This is a genomic window from Rhodococcus sp. WB1, from assembly GCF_001700945.1.
In the GTDB taxonomy this organism is placed as follows: Bacteria; Actinomycetota; Actinomycetes; order Mycobacteriales; family Mycobacteriaceae; genus Rhodococcus; species Rhodococcus aetherivorans.
The window spans coordinates 3,555,093-3,581,334 of record NZ_CP015529.1 but is presented as its reverse complement, the minus strand read 5'-3'; the positions used below and the strand labels follow the sequence as shown (position 1 = coordinate 3,581,334).

22 protein-coding genes are annotated in these 26,242 nt (G+C 71.8%); 19 read left to right on the top strand and 3 right to left on the bottom strand.

The genetic code is table 11. The features are described from left to right. Nucleotides 1-9: 9 nt before the first annotated feature. From A4U64_RS15745 to A4U64_RS15735, 3 genes are all read left to right on the top strand, one after another. On the top strand, nt 10-939 hold the full coding sequence (locus A4U64_RS15745) for an MBL fold metallo-hydrolase (RefSeq protein ID WP_232334092.1): 930 nt from the start codon (nt 10-12) through the stop codon (nt 937-939). Nucleotides 940-962: 23 nt separating this feature from the next. Beyond that, complete coding sequence (locus A4U64_RS15740) at nt 963-2,696, top strand: CocE/NonD family hydrolase (RefSeq protein ID WP_065922802.1); 1,734 nt, start codon at nt 963-965, stop codon at nt 2,694-2,696. Between the two features lie 79 nt (nt 2,697-2,775). Then, entirely contained in the window at nt 2,776-3,765 is a 990-nt protein-coding gene (locus tag A4U64_RS15735) for a hypothetical protein (RefSeq protein ID WP_065922801.1), read from the top strand. 24 nt (nt 3,766-3,789) lie between these two features. Here A4U64_RS15735 and A4U64_RS15730 read toward each other — a convergent pair whose 3' ends face one another. Genes A4U64_RS15730 through A4U64_RS15720 form a run of 3 tightly spaced genes read right to left on the bottom strand, consistent with a single transcriptional unit; the run spans nt 3,790 to nt 6,910 of the window. Beyond that, nucleotides 3,790-4,767: a glycerate kinase gene (locus A4U64_RS15730; protein WP_050034900.1), complete on the bottom strand. Its 978-nt coding sequence runs from the start codon at nt 4,765-4,767 to the stop codon at nt 3,790-3,792. Further along, a complete protein-coding gene (locus A4U64_RS15725; RefSeq protein ID WP_157127589.1) occupies nt 4,749-5,687 on the bottom strand; it encodes a hydroxymethylglutaryl-CoA lyase in 939 nt (312 codons plus the stop codon). Before A4U64_RS15725 ends, A4U64_RS15730 begins: the two co-directional genes overlap by 19 nt. Further along, complete coding sequence (locus tag A4U64_RS15720; RefSeq protein ID WP_006943021.1) at nt 5,684-6,910, bottom strand: CaiB/BaiF CoA transferase family protein; 1,227 nt, start codon at nt 6,908-6,910, stop codon at nt 5,684-5,686. Before A4U64_RS15720 ends, A4U64_RS15725 begins: the two co-directional genes overlap by 4 nt. Nucleotides 6,911-7,245: 335 nt before the next feature. On the opposite strand from A4U64_RS15720, the gene A4U64_RS15715 reads away from it, so the two are divergent. The 16 genes from A4U64_RS15715 (at nt 7,246) to A4U64_RS15640 (ending at nt 26,241) form a co-directional block, all read left to right on the top strand. Then, the gene (locus A4U64_RS15715) at nt 7,246-7,437 is read left to right on the top strand and encodes a hypothetical protein (RefSeq protein ID WP_006941589.1); all 192 of its coding nucleotides are present in this window, start codon (nt 7,246-7,248) and stop codon (nt 7,435-7,437) included. 170 nt (nt 7,438-7,607) lie between these two features. Then, entirely contained in the window at nt 7,608-7,850 is a 243-nt protein-coding gene (locus tag A4U64_RS15710) for a helix-turn-helix transcriptional regulator (RefSeq protein WP_006941585.1), read from the top strand. 5 nt (nt 7,851-7,855) lie between these two features. Next, entirely contained in the window at nt 7,856-9,091 is a 1,236-nt protein-coding gene (locus A4U64_RS15705) for a type II toxin-antitoxin system HipA family toxin (protein ID WP_065923509.1), read from the top strand. A gap of 105 nt (nt 9,092-9,196) precedes the next feature. Continuing rightward, a complete protein-coding gene (locus A4U64_RS15700) occupies nt 9,197-11,281 on the top strand; it encodes a hypothetical protein (protein WP_050034901.1) in 2,085 nt (694 codons plus the stop codon). Between the two features lie 4 nt (nt 11,282-11,285). Beyond that, the gene (locus A4U64_RS15695; RefSeq protein ID WP_029542569.1) at nt 11,286-12,941 is read left to right on the top strand and encodes a nuclease-related domain-containing DEAD/DEAH box helicase; all 1,656 of its coding nucleotides are present in this window, start codon (nt 11,286-11,288) and stop codon (nt 12,939-12,941) included. Continuing rightward, nucleotides 12,938-13,561 (top strand): hypothetical protein, encoded by a 624-nt coding sequence (locus tag A4U64_RS15690; RefSeq protein ID WP_050034902.1) that lies wholly within the window; start codon nt 12,938-12,940, stop codon nt 13,559-13,561. The genes A4U64_RS15695 and A4U64_RS15690 overlap by 4 nt, the downstream gene beginning before the upstream one ends. Nucleotides 13,562-13,573: 12 nt before the next feature. After that, a complete protein-coding gene (locus A4U64_RS15685) occupies nt 13,574-14,506 on the top strand; it encodes a hypothetical protein (protein WP_029542573.1) in 933 nt (310 codons plus the stop codon). 43 nt (nt 14,507-14,549) lie between these two features. Further along, a complete protein-coding gene (locus A4U64_RS15680) occupies nt 14,550-15,473 on the top strand; it encodes a LysR substrate-binding domain-containing protein (protein ID WP_006939143.1) in 924 nt (307 codons plus the stop codon). 180 nt (nt 15,474-15,653) lie between these two features. Continuing rightward, a complete protein-coding gene (locus A4U64_RS15675) occupies nt 15,654-16,841 on the top strand; it encodes an acyl-CoA dehydrogenase family protein (protein WP_050034903.1) in 1,188 nt (395 codons plus the stop codon). After that, nucleotides 16,838-18,091 carry a CaiB/BaiF CoA transferase family protein gene (locus A4U64_RS15670; RefSeq protein ID WP_065922800.1) on the top strand — a complete coding sequence of 418 codons (1,254 nt, stop codon included), beginning with the start codon at nt 16,838-16,840 and terminating at the stop codon, nt 18,089-18,091. The genes A4U64_RS15675 and A4U64_RS15670 overlap by 4 nt, the downstream gene beginning before the upstream one ends. Then, the gene (locus A4U64_RS15665; protein ID WP_006939130.1) at nt 18,088-19,269 is read left to right on the top strand and encodes a mandelate racemase/muconate lactonizing enzyme family protein; all 1,182 of its coding nucleotides are present in this window, start codon (nt 18,088-18,090) and stop codon (nt 19,267-19,269) included. Before A4U64_RS15670 ends, A4U64_RS15665 begins: the two co-directional genes overlap by 4 nt. A gap of 31 nt (nt 19,270-19,300) precedes the next feature. Further along, a complete protein-coding gene (locus A4U64_RS15660) occupies nt 19,301-20,440 on the top strand; it encodes a CaiB/BaiF CoA transferase family protein (RefSeq protein WP_043799283.1) in 1,140 nt (379 codons plus the stop codon). 317 nt (nt 20,441-20,757) lie between these two features. Next, nucleotides 20,758-22,218 carry a benzaldehyde dehydrogenase gene (locus A4U64_RS15655; protein WP_065922799.1) on the top strand — a complete coding sequence of 487 codons (1,461 nt, stop codon included), beginning with the start codon at nt 20,758-20,760 and terminating at the stop codon, nt 22,216-22,218. A 51-nt stretch (nt 22,219-22,269) separates the two neighbouring features. Continuing rightward, complete coding sequence (locus tag A4U64_RS15650) at nt 22,270-23,595, top strand: MFS transporter (RefSeq protein WP_006939125.1); 1,326 nt, start codon at nt 22,270-22,272, stop codon at nt 23,593-23,595. Nucleotides 23,596-23,829: 234 nt separating this feature from the next. After that, nucleotides 23,830-24,765 (top strand): LysR family transcriptional regulator, encoded by a 936-nt coding sequence (locus tag A4U64_RS15645; RefSeq protein WP_006939123.1) that lies wholly within the window; start codon nt 23,830-23,832, stop codon nt 24,763-24,765. 135 nt (nt 24,766-24,900) lie between these two features. Continuing rightward, complete coding sequence (locus tag A4U64_RS15640) at nt 24,901-26,241, top strand: MFS transporter (protein ID WP_006939122.1); 1,341 nt, start codon at nt 24,901-24,903, stop codon at nt 26,239-26,241. The last annotated feature ends 1 nt before the right edge of the window (nt 26,242 follow it).

Below are 26,242 nucleotides of genomic sequence, written 5' to 3'. Positions count from 1 at the left end.
GTGCAGGACGTGAAGATTCATCCGCTCGTCTCGCCGTGGGGTCGATTCGGTCTCTACAGCTTCTTCATCGACGCCCCGGAGCCGGCGATCGTCGACACCGGGATCGCCTCGTCGCCCGCCGAGGGCATGGCTCCTGCGCTCGAGGCTCTCGGGCGCAGGATCGAGGACGTGCGCTGGATCCTGTTGACCCACGGCCACATCGACCACATCGGTGGGGCGCACGCCCTGTGGGAACTCACCGGCAGACGGGCCCGGGTCGTGATCCACGAGGCCGACGCGCACCTGTTGCGCTCGCGGCGGGCCCACGTCGACGAGTACCTGTCGGTGCGTGGGCAGTACCTGCACGATCCCGAGGGCGCTGCGAAGCAGACCGCCACCGCGGAGGCCGTCATCTCCGGGGAGATGGAGCCGACGATGCTGGTGCGGGGCGGCGAAAGGCTGTCCCTCGGCGGCGACGTCACCGTCTCGGTGCATTCCATCCCCGGGCACACCGCAGGATCGGTCGCGTACGTCGTCGAGGGGCAGAACTCCGTGTTCGTCGGCGACGCCGTGCAGGTCCACGGGGCGGCCAACGGCTTCCCCGGCTACGAGGATCCGGACGCGTACCGGTCGAGCCTGCAGTACCTGCGGGACGAGATCCGCCCGAATCACCTGTACCTGGGGCATCCGTACCGTCGGGCGGACGGTGTCGCGTACGGCGTCGAACTCGATCGGGACCAGGCTGCCGAGGCACTCCGGGAGAGTGTGGACATCGAGGGCGGCGTCCGCGGCGCGGCCCATCGGTGCCTGTGCGCCGGTCTGCAGGAGACGGACTCGGCGTACTCGCCGTTCGCGCCGGTGGCGGAGGAACTCGGCTACGAGGGGGATCCGACGCTCGAACCGTCCCCGTTCTTCACGTCGCTGCACGGCTACCGCACACAGTTCACCCAGAAGTCTTGACAGAGGATAGGAGTCGCAGACTCATGGCCGATTTCGAAGAATTCGACGCGGGTGGGCAGACCATCCACATCCACAAGGATCTCCGGGTCCCGATGCGGGACGGGATCGAGCTGGCGGCAGACGCCTACCAGGGTGTCGACGACAAGCCTCGACCGGCGCTGGTCGCGCTGAGCCCCTACGGCAAGGAGCTGCAGGCGCTCGCCCTCACGACGCCGCCGCAGCGTCGCCCCAGCCCGATGTGGGACGGCTGCATCGAAGCCGGGGACATCGCCCGCGTCGTCGCGGAGGGCTACGTTCACGTGATCGGCGACCTGCGCGGCTCCGGCGCCTCCGAGGGCGAACACATCGGCAACTACAACGCCGGCGGCGTGCCGCTGGGGCAGGACGCCTACGACTTCATCGAGTGGGTCGCCGAGCAGCCGTGGTGCGACGGCAACGTCGGCATGATCGGCATCTCCTATTTCGGGTCGATGCAGGTGCTCGCCGCCGCGGAGCGTCCGCCGCATCTGAAGGCGATCTTCGTCAGCGGCGGCCACTACGACTTCTACGAGACCACCTACCACGGCGGCATCATGTGGTTCATGCCGCGGGCCGCCCGCGAGGGCCGCGGCGGCGACTCCGGCTGGGCCTTCACCGACAACGTCAAGTCCCGCATGCTCGAGACGTACTCCCCGGAGGAGATCAGGGAGCGCGTCGCCGAGCGCCTCGAGGATCCGGATGTGGCCGCCTGGCCGAACCTGGTCCACGTGCTGAACTACCCGAAGCACCACGAGGCCTGGTTCGACATCGTGATGAACGAGCTGGACGGCGAGTGGTACGAGGAGCGCAACCCCATCACTCTGGCCCCGAACATCGACATCCCGGTCTATCTGCAGATCGACCAGGGTCGCGGCTGGACGATGGACGGCACGATCGAACTCTTCGACGCGCTGAAGGGTCCGAAGAAGCTGGACATCGGCCCGTACCCGCCCATGCAGTCGCGCCCCTTCATCGAGGAGCACGACAAGATGTTCCGCTGGTACGACTACTGGATCAAGGGCATCGACAACGGGATCATGGACGAGCCCGCGGTGAGCGTCTTCGTCGAGGGCTCGCGTGAGCGGGTGACCGGCAACCAGTGGCCGCCGAAGGACATCGAATACACGTCCCTCTACCTGCGCCCGCGCGGCAAGCTCTCCACCGAGCCGGAGCCGATGGGTGCGCAGTACGCCGCCCCGGACGGCTTCTATCAGGCCCCGCTGACCGTCACCGACAAGGTCGAGATCCTGAGGTGGGAGACCCCGGTGTTCGAGGAGTCCACGGAGATGATCGGCACCGGTGCCGCGCACATCTTCGCGGAAATCGACCAGCCGGACTCGAACTTCATCCTGCGCCTGTGGGACTACGCCCCGGGCGGCAAGCGCCAGCTGATCACCACCGGCTATCTGAAGGCCTCGCACCGCGAGCTGGACGAGCGCACCACCGAGGGCAACCCGTACCACCCGCACACCCGCGCTGTGCCGGTCGAGCCCGGGAAGATCGAGGAGTACGTGCTGCGCCTCTACCCGTTCGCGAACACCTTCCAGCCGGGTCACAAGCTGACCGTGGAGCTGTCCAACGGGGAGCCGCTGGCCGACGAGCACAACGCGCTGCTCCCGCCGGATGCGTTCCACCTGCCGGTGGGCCGCCCGGTCACCCACAAGATCTACCGGGACGCCGCCCACCGGTCCCGGCTCGTGCTGCCGTTCACGACGCGCAGGGCGGGGGAGAAGGAGTAGCGACAGCGGTTTCGGACGCCACGTCCTTCCGCCACGGTGCGTTACGCTCGGGCATCGTCCCGTCGGCGGAAGGGCAGTGATGCGTGCGGTGCTCGGCGTTGCGATCGATGCCGGTGAGGTCTGTGCGGTGCTCGTGGATGCCGACGTTCCGGCGCTCGGACCGTTCGACACGCAGCGGTGGGCCGCCGGCGAAGGCGCGGACGCGGAGGCGGTGCGCCGGGCGCTCGCGGTGATGACCGAGCGGGCCGCGCGGGCCGGGGTGCGGTTCGCCCGCGCCGGACTGGTGGCGTCCGAGGCGGTCGTGCCGGACTCCGCGGTGCCGGTGCAGGCCGTGGGGGTCGACGAGGCCCGGCTGGCCTTCCTCGCCGCGGCCCCGGAACTCGAGGGTGTACGGGTGGTGGCACTGATCGGCCGCGACGATGCGGCCACGACCGCGTCGGTCGCCGACATCCGTTCGGGGGCGGTCCTCGCGTCGGTCGCCGTGGCGGAGGACGACTTCGGTGGGATCGCCCCGGCCTTGCCGGAGGCCGCGGACGAGGCCGTGGCGCGGGCCGGGGTGGCGCCGGAGGCGCTGGCCTTCCTGGACCTGCGACCCGGCGACGCCGCGGTCGCCCGGGAGTTGTCCGCGGTGCTCGGCGTGCCGTTCGTGACCCCGCACGGCGTGCCGTGGCACCGGGCCACCGGAGCCGCGCTCGTGGCCGCCCACACCGATCGGCCGCCGGCCCCGGCACCTTCCCCGGGCCGCCGGGTGGCGGTGCTGGTGTCGGCCCTCGTCGCGCTGGCCGTGCTGCTCGGCGGCGGGCTGGCCGTCGCCATCGGTGGGGCCGGACCGTCCGAGCCGCCGCGCTCGGCCGACGCCGTCCGGTCCGTGCCCGCACCGCAGACCAGCCTCTCGCCGGAGACCGGGACGCCGTCCGCGGTTCCGTGCCTGGGGCGCGACACTCCGGCCGCGCAGGAGCCCCAGATCCGTCCCGCGGGCTGGTCGGTGCGGGCGTCCGACCCCGATCTCGGCCCCCACCCCGGCCCGACGCCGCCGACGACGACCGTCACCGCACCCCCGTGCGAATGACGTTCCCCCGGAATATCGTTCGATTCAGGCGCGGCGTGCGAGCCGGGCGCCGGCCGCACGCATGGCGTCGAGATCGGTGGCGACCATGATCTCCGCGAATCGGTCGCGGTAGTCACCGAGGTCGTCGCCGACGGATCCCACCACCGCCACCACCGGCACCGTGTGGACCCGGGCGAGGATCGCCGAGACGATCTTTCCGGCACGGGACTGTCCGTCGAGGCGGCCCTCGCCGACGACGACGAGGTCGGCGCCGGCGAGGGCCGCCTCGAAACCGACGGCGTCGAGCACGAATTCGGCTCCCGAGCGCAGGTCCGCGCCGAACTGCGCCCACATGCCGCCGGCGAAACCGCCGGCCGCGCCGGTGCCGTCGACCTCGCGCGGATCCCGCGGAAGCGTCACGGCCGCGTCCTCGAGGCGCCGCGTGAGCCGCTCCACGGCCGTCTCGTCGGCGCCCTTCTGCGGGCCGAACACCACGGCGGCGTCGGCGTAGCGGGTGGTCACGTCCGTCAGCACCGTGACGGTGGCGGTGCCCAGGCCGCCGGCCTCCACGATGGCGGTGATCGCGCCGAGCCCGCCGTCGGTCGTGGCCGACCCGCCGGCCGCGACGACGATGTGCGTGGCGCCGCGCCGCAGTGCCTCGACCATCGCCAGCCCGGTGCCGTAGGTGTCCGCCGTCATCGGATCACGGAAGCCCTTGTGCGGTGTGGTGATTCCGCTGAAGGTGGCGAGTTCGACGACTGCGGTGCCGTCCTCGCCGAGTCCGAACGATCCCGAGCACGGTGCTCGCCAGGGGTTCACGGATTCCATCTCGATCGGCTCGAGGCCGAGCGCGCCGGTGAGCACGTCGAGGGTGCCGTCGCCGCCGTCGGCCACCGGCATCCGGATCGCCTCGAGCCCAGCGGATTCCGCGCCGGCCGCCACCTCCTCGGCGACCTCCGCGGCCCGGTACGTGCCCTTGAAACTGTCCGGAGCGATCAGCACCCTCACCGGTTCACCACCCATTCGAACGCCGCGGCCTCGGATCGGGCCCCCTGCGCAGCGCGGGAGCGGTTCGGCTCGCCCAGGTCGGCGACGACGGACTCCCCGAGCCGGACCAGGTCGGCGAACACCGCCGGGGTCAGCCAGGGGGGCCGGGTGGCGAAGAGCAGGTCCTCGCTCGCGGTATTGCCGCTCGCGCCGGGGGCGAACGGGCAGCCGCCGAGACCGCCGAGTGAACCGTCCACCACCGCGGCGCCCGCCCCGATCGCCGCGAGGCTGTTGGCGACGCCCAGACCCCAGGTGTCGTGGCCGTGGAAGACGATGCGGCGGGCGGGGGAGTCGTCGCGCACCCGGGACACCAGCGCCGCGACCTGCGCCGGCACGGCCTGGCCGAGGGTGTCCGCCAGGACGATGTCGGCGGCGCCGTCGGCGCGGGGGTCGCACGCGATCTCGAGCACCCGATCGGGGTCGACAGGCCCGTCGAACGGGCAGGTGAACGCCGTGGCCAGGCAGAGCTGGATGCTGCCGCCGGCAGCGCGGGCGTGCTCCACCGCGGCGGGCATCGCGGCGAGGCTCGCGTCGGCGTCCCGGCCGATGTTGGCACGGTTGTGTGCATCCGACACCGACAGGCAGTACTGGAAGTGCCGGGCGCCGGCGGCGGCCGCCTTCTCCACGTGCCGCGGCGTGGCCACCCAGATGTAGCAGCGGTCGAGTTCCTCGGGCGTGAGCATCCCGATCAGTTCGACGGTGCCGGCCATCGGGGGCACCAGATCGGGCCGGGCCATCGAGCCGATCTCGAGCTGCGGCACGCCGGCGGCCAGCAGGGCACGGACGATCTGTGCCCGGCGCTCGACGGGCAGCACCTTGCCGGTCAGTTGCAGCCCGTCGCGCAGGGTCACGTCGCGCAGTTGCGGTGCCCCGGCCCTCACGACACCACCGCTCACGACACCACCTCCAGGAGCTCGTCGATCTCGGCCTCGGTCCGGCCGAGCAGGCCGCCGAGGATCTCGCGGGTGTGTTCGCCCAGGTCCGGCCCGACGTTGCGGATCGGCAGCGACCGGCCGCCGAGCACGGGCACGATGCCCGGGAACCCGACCTGTTTCGGCTCGTCCTCGCCGACGTCGACGGCGAAGTGCTGGATCATGTTCCGGGCCCGGTACTGCTCGTCGTCGACGATGTCGGCCGCCGTGTAGATCGGCCCGCACGGCACCCCCGCGGCCTCGAGGATCCCGAGCACCTCGTCGCGCGGCCGGCGCCGCGTCCAGTCGGCGATCGCGGCGTCGAGTTCCTCCCGCCGGTCCCACCGCCCGTGGTTGGTGGTCAGGCCGGGATCGTCGGCGAGGTCGGGCCGCTCGATGGTGCGCATGTAGCGCTGGAAGATGGCGTCCGCGTTGCCGGCGATGATCACGGAGGTGCCGTCCGAGCAGGGGTAAGCGTTCGAGGGGGCGATGCCCTCCATGCGGCCGCCGACCCGTTCGCGCCGGACGCCGTAGGCGAGGTAGTCGGGAATCAGCGATTCCATCATCGACAGCATCGACTCGTTCAGGGCGACGTCGACGACCCGGTTCACCATCGGCAGCGACCCGATCAGCTGCCGCTGCAGCAGCGCCGTGACCGAGCCGAAGGCCGCGTACAGCCCGGCGATGGAGTCGCCGATCGACACCCCGACCCGCACCGGCGGCCGGTCCGGGTCCCCGACGAGTTCGCGGAACCCGCCGACGGCCTCGGCGACGGCCGCGAATCCGGGGCGATCCGCGAGGGGCCCCGTCTGGCCGAACGCGGAGATCCGGGTGATCACCAGGTCGGGCTTGATCTCCGACAGCACCTCGGGGCCCATGCCCCACTTCTCCAGGGTGCCCGGCCGGAAATTCTCGAGCAGCACGTCGCAGTGGCGCACCAGATCGAGGATCACGGCCCGGCCCGCGTCGGTACGCAGGTCCACCACGATGGACTTCTTGTTGCGGTTCACCGTGCGGTACAGCATCGACGTGTCCCCGGCGTACAGGCGCCAGTTGCGCAGTTCGTCGCCGGTGCGGGGACGTTCGACCTTGATGACCTCGGCGCCGAAGTCGGCGAGCAGCCGGCCCGCGGTGGGTGCGGCGATGTAGTTGCCGAGTTCGAGGACGCGGATGCCCTCGAGAGGGCGCAGGATCTCCTCCGAGTTCATGGGCAACAGTGTGCCCTGTGCCGCTGCGCGGCGTGTGCCCTGTGCCGCTGCGCGGCGTGTGCCCTGTGCCGCTGCGCGGCGTGTGCCCTGTGCCGCTGCGCGGCGTGTGCCCTGTGCCGCTGCGCGGCGTGTGCCCTGTGCCGCTGCGCGGCGTGTGCCCTGTGCCGCTGCGCGGCGTGTGCCCTGTGCCGCTGCGCGGCGTGTGCCCTGTGCCGCTGCGCGGCGTGTGCCCCGCACCTCCGGCGAGCGGACACGCCGCGCCCCTCCCGCGATCGTGTGACCCAGCGCACTATTCTTCGTAGTCGGGCGGGGGGCCTCGGGAAGGTGCTTGGGTCATGGTGGTCGCGAAAGTCGTTCTGTGGTGTGCGCTGCTGGCGGGTCTGGTCGGCGCCGGGATCGCCGTCAACGCGCTGCACGTGCACGGTGCCGTCGGCTCACTGATCGTGGCGTCGGTCGCGGGCCTGGTGCTGCTGCGGCTTCGGCCCGCGGCCCAGCTCGAGGTCGAGCCGGATCGCGTCACGCCCTGACCGGCCGCACCCCTGGGCTTGCGAGGCCAGGCCGAAGCCACGAACTCCCGTGGACGGGCCGGCTTTGCGACTCTTGAGCTTGCCATTGCAGGCATAGCCCTGGACAACTGCGTGTAGCGACGGCACACTCGACGCAAAGCATGCCGTCGCAAGCACAGGTAGGAGGCGCCGTGGCCACGCCCCGCCGTCGCGCCCGCACGGGACGCGGCGGTCTCGGTGACCACTTCGTCGACCGGCGGCACCGGCTCGGCCTCACCCAGTCCGAGCTGGCCGACCTCGCCGGGGTGTCGCGCTCGAGCGTCCAGTCGCTCGAGTCCGGCCGCGCCACCGTGCAACTCGACCTCGTCGTGGCGATCGCCGACGCGCTGGGCTGCGACCTGACCCTCACCACGCGCGGCGACCGGGCCGGGTGAGCGCGGTGGTCGAACGCCTGGTCGCCGTCGACAGCGCCGACGTGTACAAGGGCGACCGCTTGGCCGGGCACCTCACTCGGGACGGCCACGATGTCGTGTTCCGGTACGCGCAGGACTACCTCGACGATCCGGCCGCTCCCCCCCTCGCGTGGACGGTGCCGAAGACCGGGGAGGAGGTCCGCGCCGGCGGCGGCAGCGTGCCCCCGTTCTTCGCCGGCCTGCTGCCGGAGGGCATCCGGCTCCGCGGCGCCGTCGCCGCCACCAAGACCTCCGAAGACGACCATCTCACCATCCTCATGGCGGTCGGCGCGGACACCATCGGCGATGTGCGGGTGCTCCCCGCCGGCGCTCGGCCCCCGACGTCGACGCTCCTGCTCGACCCGGATGCCGTCCGGCGCGAGGACCTGCACGAGCTGTTCGACCGGATCTCCGGCCACGAGTCCGTCGTCCTCGACCCGACCTCCCTGCCGGGAGTGCAGGCGAAGGTGTCGGCCCAGATGTACTCCGCCCCCGTCGCGACGGTGCAGGGCCCCGCCATCCTCAAACTCGCACCGCCCCGCGGCTACCCCCGCCTGGTCGAGAACGAGCACTTCTTCATGGGTCTCGCGACCGCCTGCGGCCTCGCCGTCGCCGGGCATCAGCTCGTCTACGACCGCAGGGGCAACGCGGGACTGCTCGTCGCCCGCTTCGACCGATGGATCGGTCCCGGCCACACCGTCCACCGCACCGCGCAGGAGGACGCCTGCCAGGTCCTCGGTGTCTACCCGGCGGCCAAGTACCGGCTGAAGACCGAACGCGTCGTCGAGGCGCTGGCCGCCGCGTGCGAGCGCGGCGGCGGATCGGCCCGCGTCGCCACCCTCGAACTGCTGCGGCTCGTGGCCTACTCGTACGCCGTCGGCAACGGCGACCTGCACGGGAAGAACTTCTCCATCCACCTGACCGAGGCCGGGCTGTGGGCCGTCACCCCGGCGTACGACCTCCTGTGCACCCAGCCCTACCTCGGTTGGCGCGACCCGATGGCCCTCGACCTGTACGGCAAGGCCAACAAGCTCACCCGCCGCCACTTCGTCGAGTCCGGTGGCCGGCTCGGCGTGCCCGAACGCGCCGTCGTCCGGATGCTCGACGGGATCCGGCGCGGGATCGCCGGCGGCCTCGACCGCGTCGCCGAGATCGGGTTCGACGACCGGGACACGGCCCGCCTGCGGGACATGCTGGTCCGGCGCGCCGACGAACTCGGCTGATCCGGTCGTCGTACGACGGCCGGACCGCCGGCCGGTAGAGTCCCCGACGGGCGTTCCGCACGAGACCGCGGTCGCCTGTCGCGCATCGAAGAGGAGCACCGGGTCGTGTCGCTGTGGTCGACTGCACTGTCCCCCGGGATGCTCAGCGAGTACGTCTGGCTCGACCTGATGCCGTGGCTCGACCGGTACGGCTCGGCCCGCAACGCGCAACTGGCCGCCCTCGTCCCCGACGAACGCTGGTGGGAACGCCGGTCCCCGGCGGAGACCGCCGCCTCCGCCGACGTCGTGGCGATCTGTGGGGAACTGGCCCGCATCTACGTCACCGAGCACCCCGATCTCGCGTTCTCCACGGGAATCGCCGACACCGTCGACGTCCCCGTCGCGGCGCTCGGGCTCGGCACCCGCGCCGCCGCCACCGTCGCGCGGCTGCCCCGCGCGGCGACCACCGCCGGCCTGCTCGGCTACACGCCCGCCGCCCTGTTCTCCGTGCGCGGTGCGGGCCCGGAGACCGTGCACCAGATCGTGCAGGCCGTCCTCGTCCTCGCGATCCTGCGGGACCCGGCGTCGCTGCGGGTGGCGACCGACGCCCCCACGCTCCCGCCGGCGCTGTCGCTGCTGATCGACGACCTCGTCGCGCTCGCGCGGTGGCGCGGGCTGCGCGCCGACCCCGACCGGCCGTTGGTGCGGGTCGAGCTCGAGGACGGCACCCCCGAGGAGATCCAGCAGGTCGCCGCGCGCATCGCCGCCCTGACCGCGCGTGACCTGCCCGTGCCGGCGCCCCACCGCGCGCTCGACGAACTCGCCGCGTACGTCGCCGGGCTGTCCGCGCCCGAGCGCGACGCGATCCGCCGCCGCGTCCTCGGCGACGAGCCGCCCGACCCGGACGCCCCGTCGACCTTCGCGTTCGGTACCGCCGTCGGCGACCTGCTCGCGGCGCTGCGCGTGGACGTGCGCCCCGTCGCCGCCCTCGACCGGATGCTGGGGTTGCGGCCGGAGCTGGCCCAGCCCGTCCCCGGGCTCGACGTGCCGCTGTGGCGGGCTCTCGCCCGCCTCGACGACCGCTTCGAGGTGGTCGACGGGTGGGTCGCCGTGCCCGGTCTGGCCGAGGCCGAGCGGCGCACCCACGCGCTGCTCGCCGAGTTCGAATCCCCGAACGGGGTCGTCGAACCCGCGGCCGTCGCTGTCGTGTGGGACCTGCCCGCCGCGGAGTTCGCCGCGTGGCTGCGCCGGTGCGGTGTACCGATGTTCGAGGGCCGCGCTCTGACCCGGCGGTCCGCGTTCGCCGATCATGCCGCGGCGGTTCTCGAGGTGATCGGGGATCCGCTGCCGGCCGCGGAGCTCGTCGACCGCATGGGCACCCCCGCGGGTCCCGCCGCCGTGATCGACGCGATCGGCGCAGACGAACGGTTCACGCTCTCCGAGGACGGCAGGTGGTCACTCAGCGAATGGGAGACCGACGAGGCGGGCGCGGTGCGCGGCCGCATCGCCCGGATCGTCGACGCCGACGGCGGATCCGCCGACCTGGACCGCGTCGTCGACCGTCTGGTCGAGCGTTTCGGGGTGTCGCCGACCAGCGCCCGCATCTTCGCCGGCAGCGGTGACTTCGAGATCGTCGACGGCCGGGTGCGCCGGCGCCGCCGCACCCACGTGAGCATCAAGCCGCCGCACCGCACCCGCCGCCTCTACCGCCTCGGCGACGTGTGGCGGCTGCGGGTCACCGCCACGCGTGACCACCTGCGCGGTGCCGACTTCCCGGTGCCGTCCGCGGTCGCGGGGGTCATCGGCTGCGCGCCGGGCCGCGAGGTCTCCCTGTCGTCCCGGCTGGGCACCCAGGTCGTGCGCTGGACCGGCGCGTCCCCCCATCTCGGCAGCGTGCGACGGTTTCTCGAGGACCTCGGGGTGGACGAGGGCAACGAGATGTTCCTCGAGTTCCACCCCGGCGGCCGGTTCGACGTGCTGCCGCTGCGCACCGTCGCCGACAACGCCGAACCGCTGCGCAAGGCGCTCGCCCTCATCGGCCACTCGGCCCCGGAGATCGTGCCGGACGAGGGCGTCGCGCCGGCCTTCGCCGCCGCCGTCGGCCTGGGCGACGAGACCCGGCCGCGCCGGGTGCTCAGCGCCTACCGGGCCCGGCACGAGGCCGAGGTGACCGCATTGCTCGAGCAGGCATGGGTGCGCGTGCCAAGCTGAGCGCATGCCGATCCGCAGACCCGAGCATCCGCTGTTGGCGAACGACGCCGAACGCGTCGTCTGGGACGCGCTCGTCCGGCAGCTCGGCGACGGTGATCTCGTCGCCGCGGGCCTGCGCGTCACCGACCATCTCAAGGACCACGAGATCGACTTCGTCCTAGCCCTCGAGGGCCACGGCATCGCGTGCCTCGAGGTCAAGGGCGGCCAGGTGTGGCACGACGGCTTCCAGTGGGTGCAGGCCCGGCAGGGCAAGGACCGGTCGATCGATCCGGTCCGGCAGGTGATGCAGTCCTGCTACGCGCTGCGCCGCTACGTCGAGGCCGACCCCCGCTGGACGCAGGGCCGGCTGCGCTGGGACCACTTCGTCGTCCTGCCCAACACCGAGGTCCGCGCCGACTTCGCCCTGCCCGAGTGCCCCCGCTGGAAGGTGATCGACCGCAACGACCTCGGCAGCATCGCCGAACGGCTGCGCGCGGTGCTCGACAAGCAGGAACTCGACCGGCCGGCCCTCGTCGCCGACGGCGTCGACCAGTTCGCCGAGGTGCTCGCGGGCCGTGGCCTGCCGCAGCGCGACGTGGTTTCGCGTGCCGTCGCCAACGAGGACGCCGCGGACCGGCTCACCGAGCAGCAGGCCGTCATCCTCGACGCGACCCGCCTGCTGACCCGGGTCGAGGTGCGCGGCGGCGCCGGCACAGGCAAGACGTTCCTCGCCCTCGAGCAGGCCCGGCGCCTCGCCGAGCAGCACCAGCGGGTCGCGCTGATCTGCTATTCGCACGGCCTCGCGTCGTACCTGCAGCGGATCACCGCGACGTGGAACCGGAAGAAGCGGCCCGCATACGTCGGCGAGTTCCACGCCCTCGGCCGGCTGTGGGGGGCCGCCGAGGGTCCCGACGAGGCCCTGCGCACCGCCGACACCGTGCGCTTCTGGGAACACGACCTGCCCGCCCAGATGACCGAGCTGGCCCGGTCGCTGCCGGAGGGACAGCGCTTCGACGCGGTCGTCGTCGACGAGGCGCAGGACTTCGCCGACGCCTGGTGGGATCCGATCATGGCCGCCCTGCGCGACGAGGAGACCAGCGGCATCTACGTGTTCACCGACGAGGCGCAGCGGGTGTTCGACCGGGAGGGCCGGCCCCCGGTGCCGCTGGTTCCGCTGGTGCTCGACCACAACCTGCGCAACACCCGGCAGATCGCGGGGACCTTCGGCCCGCTCGTCGGGCAGCGGATGCGGCTGCTCGGCGGCGACGGCCCCGACGTGCAGTTCGTCGCGTGCCGCGGCGACGAGGCGCTCGCCGTGGCCGACGACCGGATCGACGCCCTGCTCGAGGAGGGCTGGCGGCCCGGCGACGTCGCGCTGCTCGCGACGGGCAGCCGGCACCCGGAGCAGGTGGCGCGCCAGTCCGAGGGCAACTCGGCGTACTGGGACAGCTTCTGGGACACCGAACAGGTCTTCTACGGGCATGTCCTCGGCTTCAAGGGACTCGAGCGCCGGGCGGTGGTGCTCGCGGTGAACGAGACGCAGCCCCAGGAGCGCTCGCGCGAGCGCCTGTACGTGGGGTTGTCCCGGGCCCGCGACCAGCTGGTGGTGTGCGGGGACCCGGACTTCGTCCGGCAGGTCGGCGGTCCGGAGCTGGCGGCACGGCTGGGGATCGGCCGATGAGCCTGCTGCGGGACTGGACGGTGTCGGCGACGGCGGGGGAGTTCGTCGGATTCCTCGTTCCCGCCGTCGTCGGGGCCGTGCTGTTCGACAGTGCCGCGGCGTTGCCGGCGCTGATGGTGGCCGGTGTCGTCGAGGGATCGGTGCTGGGCTGGTCGCAGGCGCGGGTGCTGCGGCACCGGCTGCCGGCGATGTCGGTCCGGCGCTGGGTGCTGGGCACGGGTGTCGCCGCCGCGTGCGCCTACCTGCTGGGGATGTCGCCCTCGACCTTCTACGAGACGTGGTCCGCGTGGCCGGTGGCGATCCCGATCGCGCTCGGTGTCCTCTTCGGCGTGGCGTTGCTGGGTTCGATCGGGGTCGCGCAGTGGCTCGAGCTGCGTCGGCACCTCCCGCGCGCCGGGCGCTGGATCGTGTGGACGGCCGGTGCGTGGCTGGCCGGTCTCACGCTGTTCCTCGTGGTGTGCACGCCGCTGTGGCAGCCCGGCCAGCCGCTGTGGCTCACCGTGGCGATCGGGGCGCTCGGCGGCCTGCTGATGGCGTTTGTGACCGCCCTGGTCACCGGCTTCGGCATCCGTCACCTGCTCGGCACGGAGCATCCTGCTGCGCCCGTCGTGCGCGCGTAGCACCATGGAGCCATGGCCGACGACGCGCACATCGAGGAACCGGGTCCCGCCGACGAAGCCGTCGCCCGCGCCCTGCGGGACGCGATCGTCTCGGTCGAGGCCGCCGTCGCGCGGGTGCACGAGTTCTCCGCGGAGATCTTCGAGCTGGTCGGCGCACCCGGAGGCGGGGACGCCGTCGACCACCACAACGCGCTGACCAGGGTGGCTGGGCTCCTGGACGCCACCGGGCAGCTGCGCGCCACCGACTGGGAATCCGTGCGCGGCCTCGGCGACGTACTCGCCGATCGGGCCGGGCGGCTGCGAGCCCACACCGGAGAAGTGCTCGACGGGCTCGCCGCCGACGCTCCGGCGCAGGACCGGGTGGCCTGCCTGCAGCAGGCCGTGGAGACCGACCGGCTCGGCGAGACGTTGCAGCTGCTCGTCCTCGTCGAGGACTCGCTGAACCTGTGGCAGCGGCTGCGGCTCGCGCGGATCCGCACCACCGAACCGGACCGGCTCGAGCACGAATGCGCGGCGATCGGCACGACGCTCGCCGGGCGCGTCGAGCGGGACGTCGGGCTGCTGCTGCGCGCCCGCGCACGGCTGGCGAGCTACGCCGCGCTCAAGCCGTTCGAGCTGGTGCGATGGCTGTCGACCGCCCGGGTGAAGAAGGACATCGCCCGGCTCCGGGCGGACCTGGACGACGTCGCGGCGGCGCTCGGCAGCGCCGCGGAGCGCGCCCTCGAGGCCGAGGATCCGTCGGTGGCCGAGAACCTGGCGGAGCTGGGCAACCCGGTCCGGGCCGTCAGCGGTGCCCTCGGCGACAGCGCCCGCACCCTCGGCGGCCGGGCCGTCGGGGCGGGCAGCACCGGGGTCGGGAAGCTGGGCCGGGGGCTGCACCGGGTCGCGGAGCCCCGCCGGCGGCCGGGCGGCGACGTGCCGCTGACGACCGCCCCCGACGCCTGACCGCCGCGACGGGCGCGGCGCGGACCGCCCATATGATCGATTCATGAGCAGCGACCGGGCGCCGGCCTTCACCATGCGGCAACTGGTCGCCTTCGTCGCCGTCGCCGAGACCGGGACGATCAGCGCGGCGGCCGACCGGCTGCTGGTGTCGCAGTCGGCGGTGTCGCTGGCGGTCACCGAACTCGAGAAGGCGCTGTCGGCGCAGCTGTGCGTGCGCCGCCGTGCCCACGGCGTGCACCTCACGCCGGCGGGGGAGTCGCTGCTGGCCCGGGCGCGGGCCCTGCTGCAGCAGGCGAGCGAGATCGAGGACGAGATGCTCGGGGCGGGCGGCGAACTCGCCGGCCGGCTCGCCGTCGGGTGTTACACGACGGTCGGGCCGACGATCCTGCCGCCGCTGTTGTCCGAGTTCACCGAGCTTCATCCGCGGGTGTCGCTCGAGTTCCGGGAGGCGATGGCCGACGAGCTGGGCGAGCGGCTCGAGGGCGGGGCGCTGGACGCGGTGATCACCTACGACCTGGAGCTGCCACCGGCATGGCGCACCGCCACGCTGATGACGAGGCGGCCGGCGCTGGTCGTGCAGGCGGGGCACCGGCTGGCGGCCACGCCCGGCCCGGTGGAGCTGGCCTCGGTGCGGGACGAACCGATGGTGTTGCTCGACGCGGTGCCGGCGTCGACACACGCGATGCAGGTGTGTGCGCGGGCCGGGTTCACGCCCCGGATCGAGTACCGGTCGGCGAACTACGAGACCGTGCGGGCGTACGTCGGCCGGGGCCTGGGCTGGACGATCATGCTGCACCAGCCGCAGCTCAACCGCACCTACGGCGGACTGAAGATCGTGCTGTTGCCGATCGACGTCCCCGACCTCGATCCGGTGCGGCTGGTCATCGCCTGGCGTCCCGACGTGGTGCTCAGCCGGGTGGTACGCGAGTTCATCTCGTTCGCAACGGCCCGCGTGGGCGCGCTGTGAGCGGCGCCGCCGACCATTCTTGAGTATTTCTCATATCGATCAGCAGATTCCTGTTCTTTTCTGAGGTTGTGACTGCGGACATACTGGGTTCCGACGCGCTGATCGGCAGCGCGCGGTCCGGGTTCCGTTCCCGGCTCCGATGAGAAGCGCTGATTCACAACCACTTCGAGGAGATCGATAATGTCTGCCACGGACGCCCTGCATCCGCCGGTCCTCTTCGCGCCGGAACACGAGGAGTTCGCCCAGTGGGTCCGCGAGTTCGCGGCACCGCACGCCGAGAGCTACCTCGAACGCGCCCACCGCGAGGAGTTCCCGTGGGACCTCGCCGAGAAGATGGCCGCACAGGGCCTCCTCGGCCTCGGCGTCTCCGAGGAGAACGGCGGTCAGGGCCGCATCGGCGAGGTGCTCACCAAGACGCACCTCGGCATCGCCCACGAGGAACTGGCCTACGCGAACTTCTACCTCAGCCAGCTCGCCTACACGAACAACCTCACCGGCCCGCTGCTCGAGCGCTTCCTCGCCCCCGATGTCGCGAAGGACTGGGTGCGCGGCATCGTCGAGGGCCGCCACGTCGTCGCCCTCGGCCTGACCGAGCCGGGCAGCGGCTCGGACGCGATGGCCATGCGCGCCAAGGCCGAGAAGGTCGACGGCGGCTGGAAGCTCAACGGCGAGAAGACGTCCATCACCTTCGCCCCGCACGCCAAGGCGATGATCACCTTCGTCAAGGCCCGCGGCGCCACCCCGGAGGAATCCGGCGTCACCGCCTTCCTCGTGCCCCTCGACTCCGACGGCGTGAGCATGCAGAAGTTCCCGGACGCCGGCTGGAAGCCGCTCGGCCGGGCCGGTGTGTTCCTCGACGACGTCTTCGTCCCGGACGAGTACGTCATCGGTGGCGTCGGCAACGGATTCCGGCTCGTCATGAGCGAATTCGACTACACCCGTTCGGTCATCGGCCTGATGTCGACCGGAGTCGCCCGCAAGGCCCTCGACATCACCATCGACTACGTCAAGTCCCGCAAGGCGTTCGGCAAGCCGGTCGCCTCGTTCCAGGGTGTGTCCTTCCCGATCGCCGAGAACGCCACCAAGCTCGAGGCGGCCCGCTGGCTCACCTACCGCGCCCTCTCTCTCGCCGACGCCGGCAGGCCCTTCACGAAGGAGGCCGCGATGACCAAGCTCTACGCCACCGACGTCTCGCTGCAGACCATCCGCGACTGCATCGTCGCCCACGGCCACAGCGGCTTCGCCGAGGAACTGCCGCTGCAGGCCATGCTGCGCGACGTCTCCGGACTCGAGATCGGCGAGGGCACCCCGCAGATCCAGAAGGTCGTCATCGGCCGCGCGCTGCTCGGACGGGAGGCCACCGCATGAGCACCAGCCGGCGCCGCGCCCTCGACGGGGTGCGGGTCATCGACCTGACCCAGGCCCTCGCCGGGCCGTTCTGCACGTCGCTGCTCGCCGACCAGGGGGCCGACGTGATCAAGGTGGAGCCGCCGCGCGGCGACTTCCTCCGCTACGCCGGCCCGTTCGCCTCCGACGACGAGCCCCGCGACTACGGCGGAGTGTTCCAGTCGGCCAACCGCAACAAGCGGTCGATCGTGCTGGACCTGAAGAAGCCCGACGCCCGCGACGTGCTGCTGCGCCTGATCGACGACGCCGACATCCTCGTCGAGAACTTCAGCGCCGGCGTCATGGACCGCTTCGGCCTCGACTACGACACCCTCGCCGCGCGCAATCCCCGCCTGGTGTACGCCTCGATCCGCGGATTCGGCGACAAGACCGGCGGGCACAGCCCCTACCGGGACTGGCCGGCCTTCGACATCGTCGCGCAGGCCATGGGTGGGCTCATGTCCATCACCGGTACCGACGCCGAGCACCCCGTCCGGGTGGGTTCCGGTGTCGGCGACACGGTTCCGGGCCTGTTCGCCGCCTTCGGGATCCTCGCCGCCCTGCGCGACGCCGAGCGCACCGGGCAGGGCCAGTACGTCGACGTCGCCATGGCCGACGCCGTCCTCGCGATCTCCGAGGTCGTGGTCAACACCTACGGCCACACCGGCCGGGTCCCCGGCCCGCTCGGCAACCAGCTGCAGGGCTTCGCGCCGTTCGACACGGTGCAGGCACAGGACGGCGTCGTCGCGCTGGGTGCCCCGCACAACCCGCAGTGGGCCAAGCTCGCCGCCGTCATGGGGCAGCCGGAACTCGTCGACGACCCGCGGTTCGCCACCGACCACGACCGGTGGCTCAACCGCGACGCCGTCTACGAGGTGGTCAACGCCTGGACCCGCACCCGCACCGTCGCCGAACTCATCGAGCTGCTCGGCGGCAAGGTGCCGCTCGGCCCGATCCTCGACGCCGCGGACATCTTCGCGGACCCCCACTTCCGGGCCCGCGACATGCTGCCGACCGTCACGCACCCGCACAACGGCCGTGCCGTCACCGTCCCCGGCATCCCCGCCAAGCTCTCCCGCACCCCGGGCGCGGTCGAGCGCCGCGCCCCGCTCGTCGGCGAGCACACCGTCGAGATCCTCCGGGAGGCCGGCCTCGACACCGCCGAACTCACGGCCCTGGCCGACGCCGGCGCCACCGTCATCCCTTCTTCCGCTCAGGAGCACGTCGCATGATCATCACCAAGGTCGAACTGATCCCGGTTTCCACACCGCTGGTCAAGCCGTTTCTCATGCCGGGGACCAGGATCACCCACATCCATTCCGTCGTGCTGAAGCTGCACACCGACGAGGGGATCGTCGGCTACGGCGACAGCGGCGACACCTCCACCTGGTACCGGGGCGAGACCCAGGAATCGATGACGGCGATGATCGCGAACCACATCGCCCCGGCGTTCCTGATCGGCCAGGATCCGCTCAACATCGAGAAGATCGTCGGGCAGATGGACACCTTCGTCCGCGACAACAACCAGGCCAAGGCCCTCGTCGACTTCGCGCTGCACGACCTCAAGGGCAAGGCCCTGGGCGTGCCCGTGTACCAGCTGCTCGGCGGGAAGAACGCCGACGCCTCCGTGCAGGGCTGGGTCGCCTCCGCCGGCCCGGTCGACCAGGTGGTCGCCGAGGCCGTGCAGGCCCACGAGAAGGGCTTCTGCCTGATCAAACTCAAGTCCGACGGCAACTCCGACCACGACGTGGACAACGTCCGCGAGGTCCGTGCCGCACTGGGCGACTCCGCCCGGATCGTGGTCGACGCCAACGGCTTCTGGAACTACGACCAGGCGCTGAAGACGATGCGCCGGCTGGACCGGTACGGCATGGAGTGCATCGAGCAGCCCGTCCCGCACTGGGACATCGAGGGCATGGCGCGCCTGCGCAGCCGCATCGACACGCCGATCTTCGCCGACGAGTCGGCGCAGGAGCTGCACAACATCCGGGAGATCATCGAACGTCGCGCCGCCGACGGCCTGTTCATCAAGATGCAGAAGGCCGGTGGCCTGCTCAAGGCGCAGCGCTGGCTCACGATGGCGCGCCTCGCCGACATGGCCGTCATGAGCGGCTGCATGATCGGCTCGGGCCTCGAGGCCAGCCCCTCGGCGCACCTGATGATCGCCAACAACTGGGCGTCGCAGTTCACCCACGAGAACCTCGGCCCGCTGATCATCAACAACCAGTGGGAGAACGCCGAGCAGAAGATCACGCAGGACATCGCCCTGAACGTGCCGATCTTCGCCGACGGCAAGCTCTACCCGAACGAGGGCCCGGGCTTCGGCATCGAACTGAACGAGGAGTTCATCGCCTCGCACATCACCGAGGGCAAGCAGACCGTCACCGTCGGCGAGCTCGTCGGCGTCTAGCGACGCCGAGAACCTGCAGGAGAAGATCACGATGACCGAACACCGGACGGGCCCGCTGGCCGGCCTGAAGGTCGTGGAACTGGCCGGGCTGGGACCGGCGCCGTTCGCCGCGATGTTCCTCGCCGATCAGGGCGCCGACGTCGTACGCGTCGAGCGTGCCGGCGCCGGGTTCACCATGCCGATCGATCCGCGGCTGGACACCCTCCAGCGCGGCAAGCGGATGATCGGTGCCGACCTGAAGGACCCGGACGGGCTCGCGACGGTGCTCGCGCTGGTCGAGAAGGCCGACGTGCTGATCGAGGGTTACCGGCCCGGTGTCACCGAACGCCTGGGCCTGGGTCCCGAGGACTGCTGGGCGCGCAACCCGAAGCTGGTGTACGGCCGGATGACCGGCTGGGGCCAGGACGGGCCGCTCGCGCAGCGCGCCGGGCACGACCCCACCTATCAGGCCCTGGTCGGATCGCTGCACGCGATCGGCCGGGCCGGCGGACCCCCGCAGCTGCCGCTCAGCCTGGTCGGCGACTTCGGCGGCGGTGCAATGTATCTCGTATCCGGCATCCTCGCCGCGCTGTGGGAGGCGCAGCGCTCCGGGCGCGGCCAGGTCGTCGACGCCGCGATCGTCGACGGCGTCGCGCACCTGATGGCCAACCCGTACTCGATGCTCGCCGGGGGCGCGTGGCAGGACGCGCGCGGCACCAACCTCATCGACTCCGGGGCCCCGTTCGTCGACGTGTACGAGACCTCCGACGGCCGGCACGTCGCGGTCGCGGCCCTCGAACCACCCTTCTACGCGCAGCTTCTCGCGGGGCTCGGCCTCGATACGGCCGGCGAGCTACCGGGGCAGTGGGACCGCCGGCGCTGGCCGGAGCTGCGCGAGCGGATCGCCGCCGCGTTCGCCACCCGCCCGCGCGACGAGTGGGCGGCAGTCTTCCGGGACACGGATGCCTGTGTCGCCCCCATCCTTTCGATGACCGAGGCGCCCGCCGACGCGCACCTCACCGCGCGGGGCACCTTCCTGTACCGGGACGGTCACCCCGAACCTGCGCCCGCGCCTCGCTTCTCGCGCACCCCGGCGGGCGTGCCGGCCGCGCCTCCCGTGCCCGGACGGGACGACCCGTCCGAGATCCTGCGCACGTGGGGCATTCTCGACGCCGTCGCGCCGACCCCCTGAACTGCAGGTTCACCGGATCCGCGGGTGGCGACCGGCTTCGGTGCCGCCCGCGGTCCCGCATGTCACCATTGTTGAGCAGACCTGTGGAATATCACCGGCTAATTCTGCTTTTCACGCCATTGTGACGTGACCCATACTTCAGGGGCCAACGGAGGGCTCGCTCCCCGGCACCGAGCGAGCGTCCAGCCGCCTCGTCCGGCCGCCTCGGCGGTCCTCACCCACGGCCGCCTCGGCGGTCCCCTCATTCACGGCCGCGACCGCCGCGTGCCCCGCTTCGCCCGCCGGCCGGTCCGGCACCCGTACACAAGGAGTTCGTGATGGCACTTCTCGACGAATCCATCTGGCAGGGAAAGATCTTCGCCGGAGACTGGATCCCCGGCGGCGCCGGTGAGATCAAGGTCGTCGAACCGGCGACCGGCGCGACGCTCGGCAGCGTCGGCCTCGCCGACGAGGGCGACCTCGAACGCGCCGTCGACCGTGCCGTCGCGGCCCAGCGCGACTGGGCGGCCCGCCCACACACCGAACGCGCCGCCGTGCTGCGCCGCGCCGGCGACCTGTGGCAGCGGCACGCCGACGAGATCGAGCGCTGGATCATGCGCGAGTCCGGCTCCCTGCGCCCCAAGGCCCAGCTCGAGACGCACGTCGCGGCGCAGGAGTGCTTCGAGGGCGCGGCCCTGCCCTCGCACGCGCTCGGCGAGATCCTGCCCAGCGAGGCACCGCGCCTGAGCATGTCGAAGCGCGTGCCCGTCGGTGTCGTCGGTGTCATCGCGCCGTTCAACTTCCCGCTGATCCTCGCCATCCGATCCGTCGCGCCGGCGCTCGCCCTCGGCAACGCCGTGATCCTAAAGCCCGACCCGCGTACCGCCGTCTGCGGCGGCGTGGCCCTCGCCCGCATCTTCGAACAGGCCGGCCTGCCCGCCGGGGTACTGTCCGTGCTGCCCGCCGGCGCCGACGTCGGCGCCGCCCTCGTCGACGATCCGCGGGTACCGGTCATCTCCTTCACCGGCTCCACCCCGGCCGGCCGCGCCGTCGGCGCCGCCGCGTCCCGCAACCTCAAGAAGGTCCACCTCGAACTCGGCGGCAACTCCGCGATCGTCGTCCTCGACGACGCCGACCTGGCCGCCACGGTGGCCGCCGGTGCCGCCGGTTCCTTCCTGCACCAGGGCCAGGTGTGCATGACCACCGGCCGGCACATCGTGCACGAGTCCGTCTACGACGAGTACGTCGCGCAGCTCGCCGCCAAGGCCGAGGCGCTGCCCGTCGGCGACCCCGCCACCGAGCAGGTCGCGCTCGGGCCGATCATCGACCACGGTCAGCTCGAGAAGATCCACGCTCTGGTCACCGCGTCCGTGGACGCCGGCGCCCGCCTCGTCGCGGGCGGCACGTACGAGGGCCTGTTCTACCGGCCCACCGTCCTCGCCGACGTCCCCGCCGGCGCCCCCGCCTACGCCCGGGAGGTGTTCGGGCCCGTCGCTCCCGTCGTGAAGTTCTCGACCCTCGACGAGGCCGTGGCCCTGGCCACCGACACCGAGTACGGGCTGTCACTCGGCATCTTCACCCGCGACGTCGGCAAGGGCCTCGCCCTCGCCGAGCGGATCCCCACCGGCATCGCCCACATCAACGACCAGACCGTCGGCGACGAGGCGAACATCCCGTTCGGTGGTCTCGGCGCCTCGGGCAACGGCGCCCGATTCGGCGGTGCCGCCAACAGCATCGAGGCGTTCACCGAGTCGCGCTGGATCACCGTCAGCCGCGACGTGCCCGTCTACCCCTTCTGAGCGGCCCCGCCGACCGGATCTAGCATCGTCCTCGCAGAGTAAGGACCCACCATGACCCTCGCAGACCCAGAGCCCGCCGCCATCGTCGCGCCGGCGCAGCGGAACAAGGACATCCGTCGCGTCGTGTTCTCGAGCTACCTCGGGAGCACCGTCGAGTTCTACGACTTCATCCTGTACGCGACCGCCTCCTCGCTCGTGTTCGGCCCCGTGTTCTTCGCGAACCTCAGCCCCGGCCTCGCGCTGATCGCCTCCTACGCGACCTTCGCCATCGGCTACATCTCCCGCCCGCTCGGCGGCATCGTCTTCGGTCACTTCGGCGATCGCATCGGCCGCAAGAAGATGCTCATGCTGTCGATGACGATCATGGGAGTGGCGTCCTTCCTGATCGGCCTCGTCCCGGCGATACCCACCTGGGGCGCCGCGATGCTGATCCTGCTGCGTGCGGTGCAGGGCGTCGCGATCGGCGGCGAGTGGGGCGGGGCGGCCCTGATGTCGCTCGAGCACGTCAAGGGCCGCAACCGCGGCTTCGCGGCGGCGTTCACCAACGCCGGTGGCCCCACCGGCGCCGTGCTCGGCACCGTCGCCCTCTCGCTCGCTGCTCTCCTGCCGGAGGACGACTTCCTCTCGTGGGGCTGGCGCGTGCCGTTCCTGTTCTCGGCCGTCCTGCTTGCCGTCGGCCTGTTCGTGCGGGCCCGCATCGCCGAGAGCCCCGTCTTCGAGGAGGCGCTGCGCGCCGCCGAGGCGAAGAAGGACCGGACCAAGGAGACCATCCCGCTGGTGACGATCCTGCGCGCGCCGCGCACCCTGATCCTCGCCGGACTGGTGTGCACCGCGCCGTTCGTGATCCAGGCCCTGTTCTCGACGTTCGTGATCACCTACGCCGCCGGGAACGGCGTGTCCCGGTCGCAGGGCCTCACCGCCTTCGCGATCTGCCAGTTCGTCGCGATCTTCGGCATCCTGGGCGCCGCCCGGCTGTCGGACACCTACGGGCGCAAGCCCGTCATGATGACCGGCTTCGTCGGCATGGTCGTCCTGGCGTGGCCGCTGTTCCAGCTCGCCTCGTCCGGCAACTTCCTGCTGGTCGTGCTGGCCTTCGTGATCGCCTGCTCGGTCCTGCAGTCGCTGACGTTCGGCCCCATGCCGGCGTTCCTCGCCGAGCAGTTCGGCACCCGCGCCCGCTACACCGGCGCCTCCCTCGGCTACCAGATCGGCAGCCTCCTCGGTGCCGGCTTCACCCCGGTCATCGTGGCCTCGCTGTACGCCGGCTCCGGCACCATCGGCAGCGTGATCGTGTACCTGGTCGCCGGCTGCGCCCTGAGTGCCGTGGTCCTCGCCCGGTTCGTCAAGGAGAGCAAGGACGTCGACCTGAGCGCCTGATCCGCGTCACCGGCGGGGCCGGGCACCGCACAGGTGCCCGGCCCCGCCGCGCGTAGTCGATGTCGCGCGGGACGTCGTGCTGCTGCTGCGCCCGCCCGAGCACCGCGACGGGCGCGGGCCCGTGGGAACGGGAGGTTGTCGCGACCACCGGGCTGTCGCTGCGCCATCCGTCGAGTAGCACCGGCGACAACCTCCCGCTGGGGGTAAAAGCTCCCGCTCGATACCGTTGCCCGCATGACCCGTCCCGACTCGGTGCCCAACTTCACCATGCGCCAGCTCGCGGCGTTCGTCGCGGTTGCCGAGACGGGAACGATCGCCGGCGCCGCCGAGCGGCTGCACCTGTCACAGTCCGCGCTGTCCGCGGCGCTCACCGACCTCGAGAAGTCGCTCCAGACGCAGCTGGCCGTGCGACGGCGGGCGCGCGGCGTGCAGCTGACGGCGATGGGGGAGGCGGTACTGGCCCGCGCCCGGGTGCTGCTGCACCAGGCGAGCGAACTGCAGGCCGACGCGGTGGGGGAGGGCGGCGGTGTGGCCGGCCCCGTCGCCATCGGGTGCTACCCCGCCCTCGGGCCGACGGTGCTGCCCGCGCTGCTCGCCGGATTCACCCACCGCTTCCCGCGCGCGCGGGTCGAGTTCCGGGAAGACACCCAGAACCGGCTGCGCACCCAGCTCGACAACGGCGAGCTCGACCTCGCGATCGTCTACGACCTCGAACTGTCCGCGGAGTGGCGCAAGGCGACGCTGATGACGCGCGAGCCGACGGTGCTGCTCGACGCGAACCACCGTCTCGCCGGCGGGGACGGCCCGGTGCGGCTGGCCGATCTGCGCGACGACCCGATGGTGCTGCTCGACGCGCCGCCGAGCAGCAACCACGCGATGGAGGTGTGCCGGGGCGCCGGGTTCGCGCCGCGCGTGGCCTACCGCACCTCCAACTACGAGACGGCGCGGGCCTTCGTCGGTCGCGGCCTGGGGTGGACCCTGCTGCTGCAGCGGCCCCCGCTCGACGTGACGTACGAGAATCTCCCACTCGTCGTCAGGCCGCTCGTCGATCCGGTTCCCGACTCCGTCGACGTGGTCGTCGCGTGGCATCAGGACTCGATGCTCAGCCGGGTGACACGAGCATTCATTCACTTCGCGTCCACGGGAAGGACACCCACCGCGAGACCCTGACCTGCGGTGATCCGGAGTACCACGGAATTTCCGGGGTATCAGCACGAATAGTTGCGCTTTTCAACCGCTTGTGATGGGGGTCATGCTTGCCCAGTCCGCCGTGACGCGGGCCGCATCGTGAAAGGCAAGCAACACATGACGATTACCACGCCGGCACCGTCGCCGGAGGTACTGCAGCGCAAGGCCCGCAAGGCTGCGCTCGGCAGTTTCGTCGGCACCGCGATCGAGTGGTACGACTTCTTCATCTACGGCACCGCCGCCGCCCTCGTGCTCGGGCCGCAGTTCTTCCCCGGCACGTCCGAACTGGCCGGCACCCTCGCCGCCTTCGCGACCCTCGCCGTCGGCTTCGTGGCCCGCCCCATCGGCGGCATCGTCATGGGCCACTTCGGCGACCGCGTCGGCCGCAAATCGATGCTCGTCACCTCGCTGCTGCTGATGGGCTTCGCGACCGTCGCCATCGGTCTGCTGCCCAACTACGCCGCCATCGGCGTCGCCGCGCCGATCCTGCTGGTGGCCCTGCGCTTCGTCCAGGGCCTCGGCGTGGGCGGCGAATGGGGCGGGGCCGTCCTCGTCGCCACCGAGAACGCGCCCGCGGGCAAGCGCGGCCTCTACGGCGCCGCACCCCAGATCGGCGTTCCCGCGGGCGTCCTCCTCGCCAACCTCGTGTTCCTGCCGCTCACGGCTGTCCTCGACGATGCCGCGTTCGCGGACTGGGGCTGGCGCGTGCCGTTCCTGCTCAGCGCCGCCCTCGTCGGCGTCGCCATGTGGATCCGGCTCGGGCTCGAGGAGAGCGCCGACTTCGAGAAGAGCCGGGACGCGGCCGGGGACGTCAAGCTTCCGCTCGCCGAGGTCCTCGTCAAGCACTGGAAGACCGTGCTGCTCGCCGGCGGCACCTTCGTCGCCACCAACGGCATCGCCTACGCCTACATGGTCTACGTCCTCAAGTACGGAGAGAAGGAACTGGGCTTCGACAAGTCCACGATGCTGTTCCTGCTCATCGCCTCGTGCCCGTTCTGGATGGCCGGCATGGCGATCAGCGCCTACAAGTCCGACATCGTCGGCCGGCGCCGCGTCTACATCGTCAGCTCGATCGCCCTCGTGATCGTCGCGGCCCTGTTCTTCCCGCTGATGGACACCGCGATCCTGCCCGTGATGCTCGTCGCGATGATCGCCCTCGGCTTCGTCCTCGGCGCCTGCGCCGGGCCGCAGTCCGCCCTGTTCGCCGAGCTGTTCCCCGCCCACATCCGCTACAGCGGCGCGTCGCTCGGCTACCAGATCGGCGCGATCCTCGGCGGCGGCCTCGCCCCCATCGTGGCGACCTCCCTCTTCGCGGCCTTCGGCACCTCGCTCGCCGTCACCGCGTACTTCGTGCTGATCGCGCTCGTCAGCCTGATCAGCATCCTCCTTTTGCGCCACCCCCACGACCCGTCGGTCGCGGTGGCGCCCTCCCATCGGTCCGAGCAGGAAGTGGCCTGAG